Origin of the sequence: Nostoc sp. MG11 (assembly GCF_014904695.1) — a bacterium.
GTDB lineage: Bacteria > Cyanobacteriota > Cyanobacteriia > Cyanobacteriales > Nostocaceae > Komarekiella.
In genome coordinates this window covers 13986-31128 of the sequence record NZ_JACXXN010000050.1, presented here as the reverse complement: position 1 = coordinate 31128, position 17143 = coordinate 13986, and the positions used below count along the sequence as shown (strand labels likewise).

Genomic DNA, 17143 nt, shown 5'->3' with positions numbered 1-17143 from the left:
GAACGTTCTTTAGAAATGATAGTCGGACTATTAGGGATACTCAAAGCCGGAGGAGCTTATGTACCCCTTGACCCCGATTATCCACAAGAACGTCTGAGCTATATGTTGTTAGATTGCCAAGTTTCGGTATTATTGACCCAACGAAAACTAATTGAACAGCTACCACAACATCAAGCAAAGACAGTTTGCCTAGATAGTGACTGGAAGTTAATTACTCGATCAAGTAGCATCAATGTAGTTAATCACACCACCTCAGAAAACTTAGTCTATGTGATTTACACATCAGGGTCAACAGGCCAGCCGAAGGGAGTGATGGTTACACATCAAAATCTAGTTAACGCATATTTAGCTTGGGAAGATGCATACCAACTGCGAAGCTTGTGTACTAGTCATTTACAAATGGCCAGTTTCTCCTTTGATGTGTTTTCTGGGGATGTAGTGCGATCGCTCTGTTCTGGAGGTAAATTAGTAATCTGCCCACGAGAATTGCTGTTAGAACCAGAAAAACTCTATGGATTGATGCAAATACAGCAAATTGATTGTGCGGAGTTTGTACCTGCGGTACTTAGAAACTTGATTCTATATCTTGAGAGAACAGAGCAAAACCTCAGCTTCATGAAATTGTTAATAGTCGGTTCAGATAGCTGGTCTACCAGGGAATATCAGCAGTTCCGGCATTTTCTGGGCAACGAAACTCGGTTGATTAATTCTTACGGAGTTACTGAAGCTACTATTGACAGTTCCTATTTTGAAACTGCCGCAGTCAATTTGTTCAACAATGGACTAGTTCCCATTGGACGACCCTTTGCTAACACTCAAATTTACATCCTAGACCAGTATAAAAAGCCATTACCTATTGGTATTCCTGGTGAACTGTATATTGGTGGTGCTGGTGTCTCTCAAGGTTATCTCAACCGCCCTGATTTAACTCAAGAAAAATTCATTCCCAATCCCTTTAGTCAACAAGAAGGCGGACGTTTTTACAAAACAGGTGACATAGTTAAATACTTAAGCGATGGCAATATCGAATACCTAGAACGTAGTGATCACCAAGTAAAAATTCGTGGCTTCCGCATTGAATTAGGAGATATAGAGGCGGTACTGAGCCAATACCCAGAGGTGCAGACAACCGTAGTCATAGTCAGAGAAGATGTTCTAGGAGATAAACGCTTAGTAGCTTATATTGTAGTTAAACAAGAACCAGCCCCCACAATTAACGAACTGCGGCAATTCCTTAGCTCAAAACTGCCTCATTATATGATTCCAGGGGCTTTCGTGATTCTGGAAACCCTACCGCTAACACCCAACGGCAAAATCGACCGTCGCGCCTTACCCGTCCCAGATTCACGCCCAGAACTAGAAGTAAATTTTGTCGCCGCCACAACATCCATCGAAAAGCAACTAGCATCTATCTGGGCAGAAGTGCTGAGAGTAGAAGAAATAGGGATTCACGACAACTTTTTTGAACTAGGTGGCGATTCCATCCTCAGCCTGCAAATCATAGCCCGAACAAATCAAGCCGGATTGCAATTAAGTCCCAAGCAATTGTTTGAACATCCAACAATAGCCCAGCTAGCAACAGTCACAGATACAACCAAAAAAATCCCAGCTCAACAAACTTTAGTCACTGGACTTGTACCTCTAACACCAATTCAACATTGGTTCTTTGCTCAAAATCAGCCCGAGCCACACCATTACAACCAATCAGTGGTACTGTCAATACCCCAACACCTCAATCCAGAACTGTTAAACCGCGTCTTGCAGGAATTACTGCGACATCATGATGCCTTGCGGATGCAGTTTGTGCCAGAGGGTGAAACCTGGCAACAAATAAATGCTGCTTTTGAAGAGAATCTGGCGTTGAGCGTGGTGGATTTATCTCATATCTCATTAGCAGAACAAGCAACAGCTTTAGAAAATGCCGGCAATCAATTCCAAGCTAGCTTGAACTTATCCACTGGGCCGTTGATGCGAGTAGTACTGTTTGCCTTGGGCGATCGCCAGCCTAGTCGATTATTAATCATCATTCATCACTTAGTAGTAGATGGTGTATCTTGGCGGATTTTATTAGATGATTTGCAAACAGCCTACCAGCAGCTAAGTCTGGGTGAAGCGATTAGACTACCTGCTAAAACCACATCTTTTCAGTATTGGGCGCAACGATTGAGCGAGTATGCACAATCGACAGCACTGGTTAACGAACTCAACTACTGGCTGACTGAATCTGCGGCAAATGTTAATCCTTTGCCAGTAGATTATCTACCAAGCCAGATAACCAACACTATAGCCTCATCTGCTTATGTGACATTGTCTTTAAATAAAGAAGAAACACGCACATTATTACAGGAAGTGCCTGCTGTTTACAACACTCAAATTAATGATGTGCTACTGACTGCCTTAGTACAGTCTTTTGCCCAATGGACTGGTTCTGATTCCTTATTAGTTGATCTCGAAGGACATGGACGAGAAGAACTATTAGAAGATGTAGATTTATCCCGAACTGTTGGCTGGTTTACAACTTTCTTCCCTATTCATTTACAACTCAGAAATGAAAAACATCCCGGTAATGCCTTGAAATTGGTGAAGGAGCAATTGCGTAAGTTACCGATGCAAGGTATTGGTTATGGAGTATTACGCTATCTGAGTCAATATGCAGAAAAACTAAAGGATTCTTCCCCAGCCGAAGTGAGTTTCAACTATTTAGGACAATTAGACCGAGAATCATCCGCTACTGCTACTTGGGCATTTACTCAAGAATCCGGGGGAACAGAATATGACACCCAACAATATCGCAGTTATCTATTAGAGTTAAACGCATTGGTCATGAATAGTGAGATGCAAATCAATTGGGAGTACAGCGAAAAAGTTTATCACAGGACTACAGTTGAGCGTTTAGCCGAATGGTTTATGGAGGCTTTGCGAACTCTAATTCAACATTGCCAATCTCCTAATGTTGGCGGCTTTACACCTTCAGACTTTCCCAAGGCTGGGTTGAGTCAAGAAGAACTTGATGATTTGTTGGCAGATATTAATTAAAAGTAACTATAAAAGGTAAGTATAACAATGGCAATTGTTGACAAAAAAAGTAATAGCAAAAATATTGAGTCTATTTATCCGCTTTCTCCCATGCAGCAGGGTATGCTTTTTCATACTCTTTATGCCCTAGAGACAGAATTAGTGTATTTTCAACAGTTAGTCTGCTCTTTGCATGGGCAACTAAATGTCTCTGCGTTTCAAAGGGCTTGGCAACGAGTAGTAGAACGCCATCCCATTTTGCGTACTCTATTTGTTTGGGAAAACCGCAAACAACCCCTGCAAGTAGTTCGGCAGATGGCAGATTTGCCTTGGGCTAATTACGATTGGCGTAGACATACAGCGACGAATCAAGAGATATCGCTTTCTCCCATTGAAGTGCAAGAGAGATTAGAAGCTTTTTTACAAGCTGATAGAAATCAGAGCTTTGAACTTAACCAAGCTCCCCTGTTACGCTGCACTTTAATTCACATAGCAAATGATACGTACAAATTTCTCTTTAGCCATCATCACTTGCTCATAGATGGCTGGTCTTTGTCTACTATCATTCAGGAAGTTTTTGCTTTTTATGATGCTTTCAGTAAAGGTGATGATTTATATCTAAAAATACCCCGTCCCTACGAAGATTATATTAGCTGGTTACAACAGCAAGATATTTGCCAAGCACAGAAATTTTGGCAGCAAAAATTAAAGGGTTTTACTGCTCCAACTCCCCTCACTGTGGATAAATCACTAAAGAACCAAGAGCAACAGCAGTCAAAGTATGTTAAACAACAGATACAGTTAACAGAGGAAGCCACCAATGTCATTCAGTCTTTTGTCCGAGAACATCAACTAACAATAAACAACCTCATTCAAGGAGCTTATGCGCTGTTGCTTTCCCATTATAGTGGGGAAACAGACGTGGTTTTTGGTGTTACTGTCTCCGGTCGTCCACCTGCGCTGATTGGGGTGGAATCGATGGTAGGATTGTTTATTAATACCTTGCCAGTGCGGGTAATAATTCCCACGCAAGGAAAATTGTTACCTTGGCTCAAAGATTTACAAACGCAACAGATAGAGTGTGAGCAATACTCCTATAGCCGATTAGTAGAAATTCAGGGTTGGAGTGACTTACGGCGTGGTATGCCTTTGTTTGAAAGCATTGTTGTATTTGAAAATTATCCAATAGACGCTTCTTTACAGAAACAAAATAACAGCTTGGATGTCTCTAATGTCTGGGGCATCGATAATACAAATTATCCTTTGAATTTGCTAGCTATTCCTGGTTCCCAATTGTCTCTTGGCATTAGCTACGATACTAGTCGTTTTGATGCTGCTACAATTACCAGGATGTTGGGACATTTGCAGACTTTACTTGATGGGTTTGTGAGCAATCCAAATCAGTACATTTGGGAATTGCCATACCTGACAGCAGATGAGCAGAATCAACTACTGTTTGAATGGAATACCACAGACAAAGACTATCCCCAAAACTTGTGCATTCATGAATTGTTTGCCGATCAAGTAGAGCGTACTCCAGATGCAGTAGCAGTCGTATTTGAAGACCAACAATTTACTTATCAACAGTTGAATGTACGAGCCAATCAGCTAGCACATTATCTGCAAAATTTGGGTGTCAAACCAGATGTATTAGTTGGCTTATGTGTAGAACGTTCTTTAGAAATGATTGTGGGATTATTGGGGATTCTCAAAGCAGGAGGTGCATATGTACCTCTCGATCCCAATTATCCCCAAGAACGATTAAGTTACACATTGTTAGATGCCCAAGTATCTGTATTATTAACACAACAGCGATTAGTTGACAAGCTACCAGAACATCAAGGAGAGACAGTTTGTTTAGATGAAAATTGGGATGCGATCGCTAATTTTCCCACAGACAACTTTCATAGTCAAGTTCAACCCACAAACCTCGCTTATGTCCTCTACACCTCTGGCTCGACAGGTAAGCCAAAAGGAGTAGCTATAGAACATCACAGCCCTGTGGCTTTAGTGTCTTGGGCGAAAGAGCTATTTACCTCAGAACAGTTAGCTGGTGTTTTAGCTTCTACCTCAATTTGTTTTGACTTATCAGTTTTTGAGTTATTTGTACCTCTATCTTGGGGTGGGAAAGTTATCCTGGCTGAAAATGCCTTACATTTACCCACCTTACCTGCTGCTGAACAAGTCACGCTAATTAATACAGTCCCCTCTGCCATTAGCGAGTTAATTCGCATGAATGGTTTACCTGTGGGAGTCAGCACAGTTAACCTAGCTGGGGAAGCGCTACAAAATCAACTTGTACAGCAAATTTACCAACAGGAAACAGTTCAATATGTTTTCAATCTTTACGGCCCTTCAGAAGACACAACTTACTCAACTTTTGCATTAATTGAAAAGGGTGCAACTTCTGCACCATCAATTGGTCGAGCGATCGCTAACACCCAAGTATACATCCTCGACCAAAACCTACAACCAGTACCTGTGGGTGTCCCAGGAGAATTACACATCGGAGGTGCAGGATTAGCACGAGGCTATCTCAATCGCCCGGAATTGACACAAGAAAAATTCATTCCCAATCCTTTCAGTCAACAAGAAGGCGCACGGCTTTACAAAACTGGAGATTTAGCCCGTTATTTACCTGATGCAAATATCGAGTACTTGAGACGGATAGATCACCAAGTAAAAATTCGTGGTTTCCGCATTGAGTTGGGAGAGATAGAAAGTGTCCTAAGCGAAAATCCTGCTGTGTTCCAGTCAGTAGTCATAGCCAGAGAAGACACACCTGGAGATAAACGTCTAGTAGCTTATATAGTACTCAAACAAGAACCAGCCCCCCCAATCAGTGAGTTACGCCAATTCCTTGCTCAATCGCTACCTCATTACATGATTCCAGGGGCTTTCGTATACTTAGAAGCCCTACCGCTCACCCCCAACGGCAAAATAGACCGTCGCGCCTTACCCGCCCCAGAGTCACGCGCAGGAATAGAAGTCGCTTTAGTTGCCCCCCGCACCCCAGAAGAAAAAATATTGGCATCAATATGGGCAGAAGTGCTGAGAGTAGAGAAAATAGGCATTCACGACAACTTCTTTGAACTAGGTGGCGATTCCATCCTCAGTCTGCAAATCATTACCCGAACAAATCAAGCCGGATTACAACTCAGTCCCAAACAACTATTTGAACATCCAACAATAGCCCAGCTAGCAGCAGTCACAGGCACAACCAAAAAAATCCCAGCTCAACAAACTTTGGTCACGGGATTTGTACCTCTAACACCAATTCAACATTGGTTCTTTGCTCAAAATCAACCCGAAGCCCATCATTACAACCAATCAGTAGTACTAAAAGTACCCCAAGACCTCAATCCAGAAATTTTAAAACGCCTCTTCCAGGAATTATTACAACATCATGATGCTCTGCGGATGCGGTTTGTGTCAGATGGTGAAACCTGGCAACAAACAAATGCCGCTTTTGAAGAAACAACACCATTGAGTGTAGTTGACTTATCCACAATCCCAGTAGCAGAACAAGCAGCAGCCTTAGAAAACGCCGGTAATCAATTCCAAGCTAGCTTGAATTTATCTACCGGGCCATTGATCCGAGCAGTACTATTTATCTTGGGTAATAATCAACCTAGTCGATTATTAATCATCATTCATCACTTAGTAGTAGATGGTGTCTCTTGGCGAATATTACTAGACGATTTACAAACAGCCTACCAACAGCTCAGTCTTGGTAAAGCAATCAAACTACCAGCCAAAACCACATCATTTCAGTTTTGGGCGCAACGATTGAGCGAATATGCCCAATCAGATACTGTAGAATCAGAACTAACCTATTGGTTCAAAAAAACCCACAACCAAGTTCCGCCATTGCCAGTAGACTACAAGCAAGGGGCAAACACTGTCACATCAATTGCCGCAATATCAGTATCACTGAATGAACTCGAAACTCGTGCATTATTACAAGAAGTACCCTCTGCTTATAACACTCAAATTAATGACGTACTGTTAACAGCTGTAGTCCAAGTTATAGGTAAATGGGCTGGTTCTAACTCTGTACTTTTAAACTTAGAAGGTCATGGACGAGAAGATATTTTTGACGATATCGATTTATCACGTACCATTGGCTGGTTTACAACAATTTTCCCTGTCTTACTAGAACTAGAAACCAGCGAAAATCTGGGAAATGACCTCAAATCAGTCAAAGAACAGCTCAGGGAAATTCCCCACAAGGGAATTAACTATGGCTTACTGCGTTATCTGCATCAAAATTCGGCAATCACCTCTCAATTGCAGACATCTTCACCAGTACAGATTAGCTTTAACTATTTAGGGCAATTCGACCAAACATTAACGACATCTAAAGATGTAGAATTAACCACAGAATCTATCGGATTAGTTGAAAGTAGTCAGAGTGATCGCACTCATCTAATAGATATTAACGCTTTAATCATCCAAGACAAGCTACAAATAGATTGGACTTACAGCAGCAACATCCATCAACACGCCACAATCGCAAACCTCGCGCAAGAGTTTACCCAAGCATTACAAGCATTAATAGCTCATTGTTTATCTCCTGATGCTGGTGGTTATACCCCTACAGATTTCCCCTTAGCCAAACTTAACCAACAGCAATTAGACCAAGCATTGCAAAACTTTCCAGGGCGAAATATCGAAGATATTTATCCCCTCTCTTCCATGCAACAAGGGATGCTGTTTCATAGTTTGTATGCACCAGAATCGGGAGTGTATTTTGAACAGTTGAGTTGTATCTTCAAAGGCAACCTAGAACTTGCAGCTTTTAAACAAGCTTGGCAGCAAGTAATTAACAAACACTCAGTATTCCGTACTGCCTTTATTTGGGAAAATCATCACCAGCCTTTGCAAGTAGTATATCGTCAGGTAACACTACCTTTAGTAATTGACGATCGGCGGGGATTGTCTGAAATTGAACAGCAAAATCAATTAAATCTTTTCTTCGAGTCAGAAAAGCGACATGATTTTGAACTTTCACTAGCTCCTTTGATGCGTCTGAATCTGATACAATTGGATGCAGATATCTATCAATTTGTTTGGAGTCACCATCATTTACTACTTGATGGCTGGTCTCTACCTTTAGTTCTCAAACAAGTCTTTGAGTTGTATGAAGCCTTCTGTGAAGGGAAAAATCTCTCCTTGGAAGCTAGTGCAAATTACAGCAACTACATCGCTTGGTTACAGAAACAGGATTTAGGACAAGCTCAGAGGTTTTGGCAGCAAAAACTTCAAGGTTTTACTGCACCAACTCCTTTGATGGTGGATAAACCATTGAGCGCTCGCCAGCCACAATCTAGTTACAATGTACAGGAAGTTCATTTATCTGCGATCGTCACAGCTTCTCTGCAAGCATTTGTGAAAAAGCATCAATTAACGCTTAATAATGTTGTTCAGGGAGCATGGTCGATTTTATTGTCCCGTTACAGTGGGGAAACGGATGTAGTTTTTGGTGCAACTGTTTCTGGTCGTCCACCAGACTTGATTGGGGTGGAATCGATGGTGGGACTGTTTATTAATACTTTGCCAGTACGGGTGCTTGTTCCTAGAGAAGGGGAGTTGTTACCTTGGCTCAAGGATTTACAGGCACAGCAGGTGGAGTCTGAGCAATATTCTTACACTCCATTGGTGGATATTCAGGGTTGGAGTGAAATCAAGCGAGGTATGGCTCTGTTTGAGAGTATCGTTGTGTTTGAGAATTATCCTGTGGATACGGCGTTGCAACAACACAATAGTAGTTTGGAAGTTGTTGATATTCTCCGTAGTGAACAAACAAATTATCCTCTAACGGTGTCTGCTGTTGCTGGTTCTGAGTTATCCGTGAATATTAGTTATGATGCTCACCGCTTTGATGCTGGCACAATTACTCGGATGTTGAGGCATTTGCAAACTTTGCTAGAAGCTATTGCCACAAATCAAGTGCAGCGTCTTGGGGAATTGCCATTACTGACAGCAGATGAGCAGAATCAATTGCTGTTTGAATGGAATGATACACAACAAGATTATCCTCAAGATTTATGTGTTCATCAATTATTTGAGCAACAGGTGGAGTCTACCCCGGATGCGGTGGCTGTTGTTTTTGAAAATCGGCAACTTACTTACTGGGAACTGAATGTACGCGCTAATCAATTGGCGCATTATCTACAAATTCAGGGTGTTAAACCAGATGTATTAGTGGGGATTTGTGTGGAGCGTTCTTTGGAAATGGTGGTGGGATTGTTGGCGATTCTCAAAGCAGGAGGAGCGTATCTACCACTAGATCCGAATTATCCCCAAGAACGTCTGAGTTATATGTTGTCTGATTCCCAAGTTTCTGTGTTGCTAACTCAACAGCGATTAGTTGACAAGCTCCCAGAACATCAATCACAGATACTTTGCTTAGACACTGACTGGAATTTGATTTGTGAATCGAGTGCAGAAAATCCCGTCAGTGATGTGCAAGCTGCTAACTTAGCATACATAATTTACACTTCCGGCTCTACAGGTCAGCCTAAAGGTGTGTTAATCCCGCATCAGGGATTACTAAATTTAGTTTTTTGGCATCAGCGCACCTTTGAAATTACCGCAAAAGACCGTGCCACCCAATTAGCAGGGACAGCATTTGATGCTTCGGTTTGGGAATTATGGCCTTATCTGAGTGCGGGAGCCAGTATTTATTTAGTTAAACAGGATATTTTGGGTTCACTTCACGGTTTACGCGATTGGTTGATTTCTCAGCAAGTAACTATTAGTTTTGTTCCCACACCGCTAGCGGAAGATTTGTTATCTCTGGAATGGCATGACAATTGTACTTTGCGAATGCTTCTGACTGGTGGGGATAGACTGCATCATTATCCATCGGCTGTGATTCCTTTTGGGTTGGTGAATAATTACGGCCCAACTGAGAATACTGTAGTGACAACTTCGGGGCTAGTTGCCAACGAACAGCAAGATATTTTGCCTGTGATTGGTCGCCCCATCAGCAATACCCAAGTTTATGTTCTCGACCCAAATCTGCAACCAGTACCGATTGGTGTGCCTGGAGAACTACATATCGGTGGCGATAGTTTAGCAAAAGGTTATCTTAATCGTCCTGAATTGACACAAGAAAAATTCATTCCCAATCCCTTCAACAACTCAAAAGGAAATGAGCGGCTTTACAAAACTGGGGATTTAGTGCGCTATTTGGCAGATGGTAATATTGAGTACTTAGGGCGAATAGATAACCAAGTCAAAATTCGAGGTTTCCGCATTGAGTTGGGTGAAGTTGAGACTGCACTTAGCCAGCATCCATCCATATCGCAGGTAACGGTGATTGTCCGTGAAGATACTCAAGATGAGCAACGCTTAGTTGCCTATCTTGTACCAAGTCAAGAACCAGCACCCATAATTAGGGAACTGCGGCAATTCCTGGCTCAAAAGTTGCCTGAGTACATGATTCCTGCGGCTTTTGTGTTCTTGGAAACTATTCCACTAACTCCTAATGGCAAAGTAGACCATCGGGCTTTACCTGTACCAGAAATACATCGTGAACTAGACAATTTTGTTGCTCCTCGTACACCCATCGAAGAAATATTAGCGTCTATCTGGGCTGATGTGCTGCGAGTGGAACCAATAGGTATTTATGATAATTTCTTTGAATTGGGGGGACATTCTTTACTAGCAACTCAACTTGTTTCACGGATCAGAACAACTTTTAAAATAGAGTTACCTTTACGTACTCTCTTTGAAACTGCTGTGATCGCTAATTTAACTGAATACATCCAGCAATATCAACGAAACATATCACAACTTTCACTGCTACCCCTGCAACCTGTAGCCAGAGATGGAAAAATACCCCTTTCCCATGCTCAACAGCGTTTGTGGTTCCTCGATCAGTTAGAACCAAACAGTGCTACGTATAATATACCGGGAGCATTACGTTTTCAAGGTCAACTTAATGTAGCAGCACTAGAAAAAAGCCTCAGCGAAATCATCCGCCGTCACGAAGTTCTACGTACTAATTTCATCATTCAAGATGGGGAAGCGGTACAAATTATCCGCCCTGTTGCTTCCTGGGCAATGACAGTGATAAATTTGCCAGATTTGCCAGTAGATGAGCGAGAGTTAGAAATTCAACAATTAGCAATAGCAGAAGCCCAGCAGCCCTTTGACTTAGTAAATGATTCATTAATCCGAGTGACTTTACTGGTGATTTCACAAACAGAACACATATTACTGTTCTGTATGCACCATATTGTCTCTGATGGTTGGTCAATGGGTGTTTTTGTTCAAGAAATAGCAGAACTTTACACTGCCTTTTCTCAAGGTCGGCTGTCGTCTTTATCAGAACTTGCTATTCAGTATGCTGACTTTGCGGTGTGGCAAAGACAATGGTTGCAAGGAGATGTCAAAGAATCTCAACTAGCTTACTGGCGACAACAACTTGCAGAGATTCCAGCTTTATTAGAACTACCCACTGATCGACCAAGACCTGCTGTGCAGACTTTTCAAGGGACGAATCAAGATTTCTCGCTTTCTGTAGAGTTAACACAAGCACTGGAGTTACTGAGCCGGCGGGAAGGTGTCACCCTGTTTATGACACTGTTGGCAGCTTATAATACTCTGCTTTATCGCTACACAGGACAGGCAGATATTTTAGTTGGTTCACCGATCGCCAATCGCAATTACAGTGAGATTGAAAGCTTAATTGGCTTCTTTGTCAATACTTTAGTTTTCCGCACTGATATTTCCGGTAATCCAACTTTCCGGGAATTGCTAGAGCGAGTCAGGGAAGTGTCTCTGGAAGCTTACGCCCATCAAGACTTACCTTTTGAACTGCTAGTAGAAGCATTGCAACCAGAACGAGATTTAAGCCATACACCATTGTTCCAGGTAATGTTTGTGTTCCAGAATGCTCCCGCATCAGATATGGAGCTTCCGGGTTTAACTTTGAGTTCATTAACAGCTGACAGCTTAACAGCTAAGTTTGATTTGACTTTATCTTTTGAGAACACTAACCAAGGGCTTGTAGGAGCGTGGGAATATAATACTGATTTGTTTGATGCTGCTACAATTACTCGCCTAGCTGCTCATTTCCAAGTTTTGCTAGAAAGTATTGTGGCTAATCCAGAACAACGAGTTTACCAATTACCTTTACTCACAGCAAATGAACAACATCAACTGTTAACAGAATGGAATGATACTCAAACAAAGTATCCTCAAAATCAGTGTATTCATGAGTTATTTACAGCCCAGGCGGAACGCACCCCGGATGTAGTGGCGGCAGTGTTTGATGACCAGCAAATTACTTACCATGAATTAAATAGCCGCGCTAATCAATTAGCTCATTATTTGAGAACTTTGGGTGTAAATTCAGAAATGCTGGTAGGCATTTTTGTAGAACGTTCTGTAGAAATGGTGGTGGGATTATTGGGGATTCTCAAAGCAGGTGGCGCGTATCTACCTCTTGACTCCGATTATCCCCAAGAACGCTTGAGTTTGATGTTATCAGATTCACAAATATCTGTGCTGTTGACACAACAGCAATTAGTTGAAAGGTTGCCGGAACATCAGGCTAAAGTAGTTTGTTTAGATACTGACTGGGATACAATTAAACAAGAAAATACGGAAAATCTACCTAGTGAGGTCACTGCTAATAGCCTAGCCTACGTCATTTATACTTCAGGTTCTACGGGCAAACCAAAGGGCGTAGCTGTTCCCCATCTGGCAGTTAATCGCCTTGTATTTGATACTAACTATATACAATTAGATGCAAGCGATAATATCGCTCAAGCTGCTAATGCTTCTTTTGATGCTGCTACCTTTGAAATTTGGGGCGCATTCTTACATGGGGCGAGGTTGGTAGGCGTTACACAGAAGATAGCTCTCTCACCACCAGAATTTGCTGCATATCTCCGTGAGCAAGAAATTAGTGTTTTGTTCTTAACTACAGCCTTATTTAATCAGTTGGCTAGTTTTGTACCCCAAGCATTTAACACTCTGCGATATCTCTTATTTGGTGGTGAAGCTGTTGACCCTAGATGGGTGAAAGAGGTATTGCAAAATGGTAGACCACAGCAATTACTTCATGTTTATGGGCCGACAGAAAGCACTACTTTTTCTTCTTGGTTTTTAATTGAGGATGTATCTGATATAGCGACAACCATCCCCATCGGTCAACCAATTTCTAATACCCAAATCTACCTGCTAGATCAAAATTTACAGCTTGTACCTGTGGGTGTTTCTGGTGAACTACACATTGGTGGTGATGGACTAGCACAAGGCTATCTGAATCGCCCAGAGTTGACACAAGAGAAGTTCATTCCTAATCCTTTTAACAATTCAAAATTGTATAAAACTGGTGATTTGGGGCGTTATTTACCAGATGGGAATATTGAATATTTGGCGCGGATAGATAACCAAGTGAAAATTCGGGGCTTCCGCATTGAGTTGGGAGAGATAGAACTCGCACTATTGCAGCATCCTGATATTCGTGAAGTTGTGGTGCTGGCTAGGGAGGATGTAGTTAATGAACGCCGTTTGGTGGCTTATCTAATATTTGAGCCAAATCAAACATCTAGTATTGGCGAATTACGAACTTTCTTGCAGGGACGACTACCTAATTATATGGTGCCTGCGGCTTTTGTTTTCTTAGAGCAATTCCCCCTAACACCTAATGGGAAAATCGACCGTTATGCTTTACCTATTTTTGATTTGTCGGCGCAATTTGCGGCGAGTTATGTAGCACCAAATGGCAAAATTGAAGAGGCGATCGCTGATATTTGGCAAGAGGTATTGCAATTAGAAAAGGTTGGGGTAGACGATAATTTCTTCGACCTTGGTGGTCACTCTTTATTGATGGTGAAATTATCTCAGAAGTTGCAAGAACATTTCCATCGAAATATTTCTTTGCTGGAAATATTCAAATATCCCACTATCTCAACTCTTGCCAAACATCTCAGTTCCCAACAAAGTGATTCTCTGTTGGAACTAGAGAAAAGAAATAATCAAATCGCAGATATTAAAGCAGGGAGAAACCGTCTGAAACAACGGTTGACACGTTCATCAAAAGAGGTAAAAAATGACTAGTCAACAAACAGGTTTAGAAGTAGCCATTATTGGCTTAACAGGGCGGTTTCCCGGTGCTAAAAATATTGATGAATTTTGGCAAAATCTCCAAAATGGTGTCGAATCTGTAAAATTTTTCTCCGATGAAGAATTGCTAGCGGCGGGAGTTGAATCAACTTTATTGCATCAACCCAACTATGTTAAAGCCGGAGCTATATTAGATGACATTGAAATGTTTGATGCTGCTTTCTTTGGCTACACTGCCAGAGAAGCAGAAATCTTAAACCCCCAACACCGTCTATTTTTAGAATGCGCCCATGAAGCTTTAGAAAATGCTGGCTACAATTCGCAAATTTACAAAAGTCCTATTGGTGTTTATGCTGCGTTGAGCAGAAATGATTATTTGCTAAACAATATATATCCCAATAGTGACTTAATCGAATCGGTGGGAGTTTCGCCAATTTTAATTGCCAATGGTGATTATCTCAGCACTCTTGTCTCATATAAATTAGACCTTTCTGGTGCAAGTATCACTGTTCAAACTGCTTGTTCTTCTTCATTAGTGGCAGTTCATTTAGCTTGTCAAGGCTTATTGAGCGGCGATTGTGAGATGGCTTTAGCTGGTGGTGTTTCTATTGGTTTACCGCAAATCAGTGGTTATATCTCTCAAGAAGGTGATATTCTTTCCTCCGATGGTCATTGTCGGACTTTTGACGCTCAAGCTCAAGGTGCAGTGGCGGGTAATGGCGTAGGGATTGTAGTACTCAAACGATTAGAAAATACACTCGAAGATGGCGATCGCATTTATGCTGTAATTAAAGGCTCGGCAATTAATAATGATGGAGCAATAAAAATTGGCTACACTGCTCCTGGGGTAGAAGGACAAGCCAATGTCATTCTCGCGGCGCAAGCTACATCTGAAATTGACGCAGAAACTATTACCTATATTGAAGCGCATGGCACAGCTACACCTTTGGGCGACCCTATTGAAGTAGCAGCTTTAACTCAAGCCTTCCGCGTTCATACTGACAAAACCCACTTCTGTGCTATTGGTTCCCTGAAAACCAATACAGGACATTTAGATGCAGCAGCAGGTGTGGCTGGGTTAATTAAAACAACTCTGGCGTTGCAACATCAAGTCATCCCACCTAGTTTAAACTTTGAGCAACCAAATCCTAAAATTGACTTTGCCAATAGTCCCTTTTACGTTAATACCAAGTTATCTGAGTGGAATACTGGTGAGACTCCCCGACGAGCGGGTGTTAGCTCCTTTGGGATTGGCGGAACCAACGCTCATGTCATTCTCGAAGAAGCTCCAGTTTTAGAGTCAGGAGCCGAAACACAGGGGAGAAGCCATCAACTGCTGGTGCTTTCTGCCAAAACTGATTCAGCCTTAGAAACCATGACGGTTAACTTGGTTGAATATTTGCAGCAACACCCAGAAATTAACTTGGCTGATGTTGCATATACCCTGCAAGTAGGACGCAAAACCTATAGCAATCGCCGAATGTTGGTATGCTGGGATTTAGAATCAGCCATAGTCGGACTGAAAACATCAAAGCCAACTTTTCAAGAAAAAATAGCCAAGGGCGTAACTTTCTTATTTCCCGGTCAAGGTTCCCAATATGTGAACATGGGGCGGGAACTGTACGAAACAGAGCCAACTTTTCAAGCAGAAGTTGATCGCTGTTGCCGATTTTTGCAACTCTACTGTGGGCTAGACTTACGTAGCTTATTATATCCCACAGCCGATGACCAAGAAATAGCCACAGGGCAATTGCAACAAACTTATTTCACTCAACCTGCATTATTCGTCATTGAATATGCTTTAGCAAAACTCTGGATGTCTTGGGGTATCAAGCCCCAAGCGATGATTGGTCATAGCATCGGTGAATATGTGGCTGCTTGTTTGGCGGGTGTGTTTTCCCTAGAAGATGGTTTAACACTGATAGTAAATCGTGCCAAGCTGATGCAGGAATTACCCACCGGGACAATGCTAGCTATTCCCTTACTAGAGTCAGAAATTCAACCTTTTTTAAACGAGCAACTATCTTACGCAGCAATTAACACATTATCTCAGTGTGTAGTTTCTGGATCATCAGAGGCGATCGCTACTTTACAAAACCAGCTTACAGAAAAAGGGGTAGATTGTCGTCCCTTGCACACCTCCCACGCTTTTCACTCAGCGATGATGGAGCCAATGTGTGCAGTTTTTACTCAGCAGGTTGCAGAAATTTCACTCCACGCGCCACAAATTCCCTACATTTCCAATGTTACAGGTACTTGGATTACTCCCACCGAAGCAACAGACCCAAGCTATTGGGCAAAACATTTGCGGCAAACAGTGTTATTTGCTCAGGGTGTGGCAGAATTATTGCAACAGAGTGGACGGGTTTTCTTGGAAGTGGGGCCTGGTCGGACATTAAGTACTTTTATCCAGCAACACAGTGATAACAATACTGGAATCACAGCCATACCTTCCCTACGCCATCCACGAGATCAAAATTCTGATGTGACATTTTTACAAAATACCTTGGGACAGTTATGGTTAGCAGGTGTGCAAATAGATTGGTCTAGTTTGTATGTTGATGAACGTCGCCAGCGTTTAGCTTTACCAACCTATCCTTTTGAACGTCAGCGTTATTGGATTGATGCTCCCAATTCAGCAGAACTTGCTAGTTTCAGCCAATTTCTACCTAGCAAAAAACAAGATATTGCTAAATGGTTATACATTCCCTCTTGGAAACGCACCATCCCCCTAACACGCCGTCCTAGTTTACCTGGTTGCACAGTGGTATTTAGTGATGAGTGCGGCTTGGGTTTGGGTATTGTCAAACAATTAGAATTTGAATCACAAATAGTCATTACTGTCAAGGTCGGTTCAGGATTCCATAAGATTAGCGATCACATTTACTCCATCAAACCAGGAAATCGTCAAGATTATGATACCTTGCTGCAAGAACTTGATGCACAGGAATTAAAGCCCCAAAAAATTGTCCATCTCTGGAGTGTCACAGAAAACTATCAACCAGAATTAGAACTTACAGAATTTGAGAAAGCCCAAGAA

Annotated in this window: 3 protein-coding genes (1 of these 3 running past the window's edge); all 3 read left to right on the top strand. The window is 41.9% G+C overall.

Annotated elements, in window-relative coordinates:
• Window positions 1-3036, top strand: a 3036-nt coding sequence (locus HCR01_RS31915) for a non-ribosomal peptide synthetase (protein ID WP_226889790.1), incomplete at its 5' end; no start/stop codon positions are given.
• Window positions 3037-3063: 27 nt separating this feature from the next.
• Entirely contained in the window at window positions 3064-14097 is an 11034-nt protein-coding gene (locus tag HCR01_RS31910; RefSeq protein ID WP_193200009.1) for a non-ribosomal peptide synthetase, read from the top strand.
• Window positions 14090-17143, top strand: partial view of a type I polyketide synthase gene (locus HCR01_RS31905; RefSeq protein ID WP_193200008.1) — the 5' portion only. Its footprint extends 1569 nt past the window's final position; only the first 3054 of its 4623 coding nucleotides appear in the window; its start codon is at window positions 14090-14092; its stop codon lies off the right edge, out of view. Before HCR01_RS31910 ends, HCR01_RS31905 begins: the two co-directional genes overlap by 8 nt.

What these genes read in the sequence shown, in the direction of transcription:
- HCR01_RS31910 (WP_193200009.1), top strand. Translation starts at nt 3,064, where the DNA reads ATGGCAATTGTTGACAAAAAAAGTAATAGCAAAAATATTGAGTCTATT.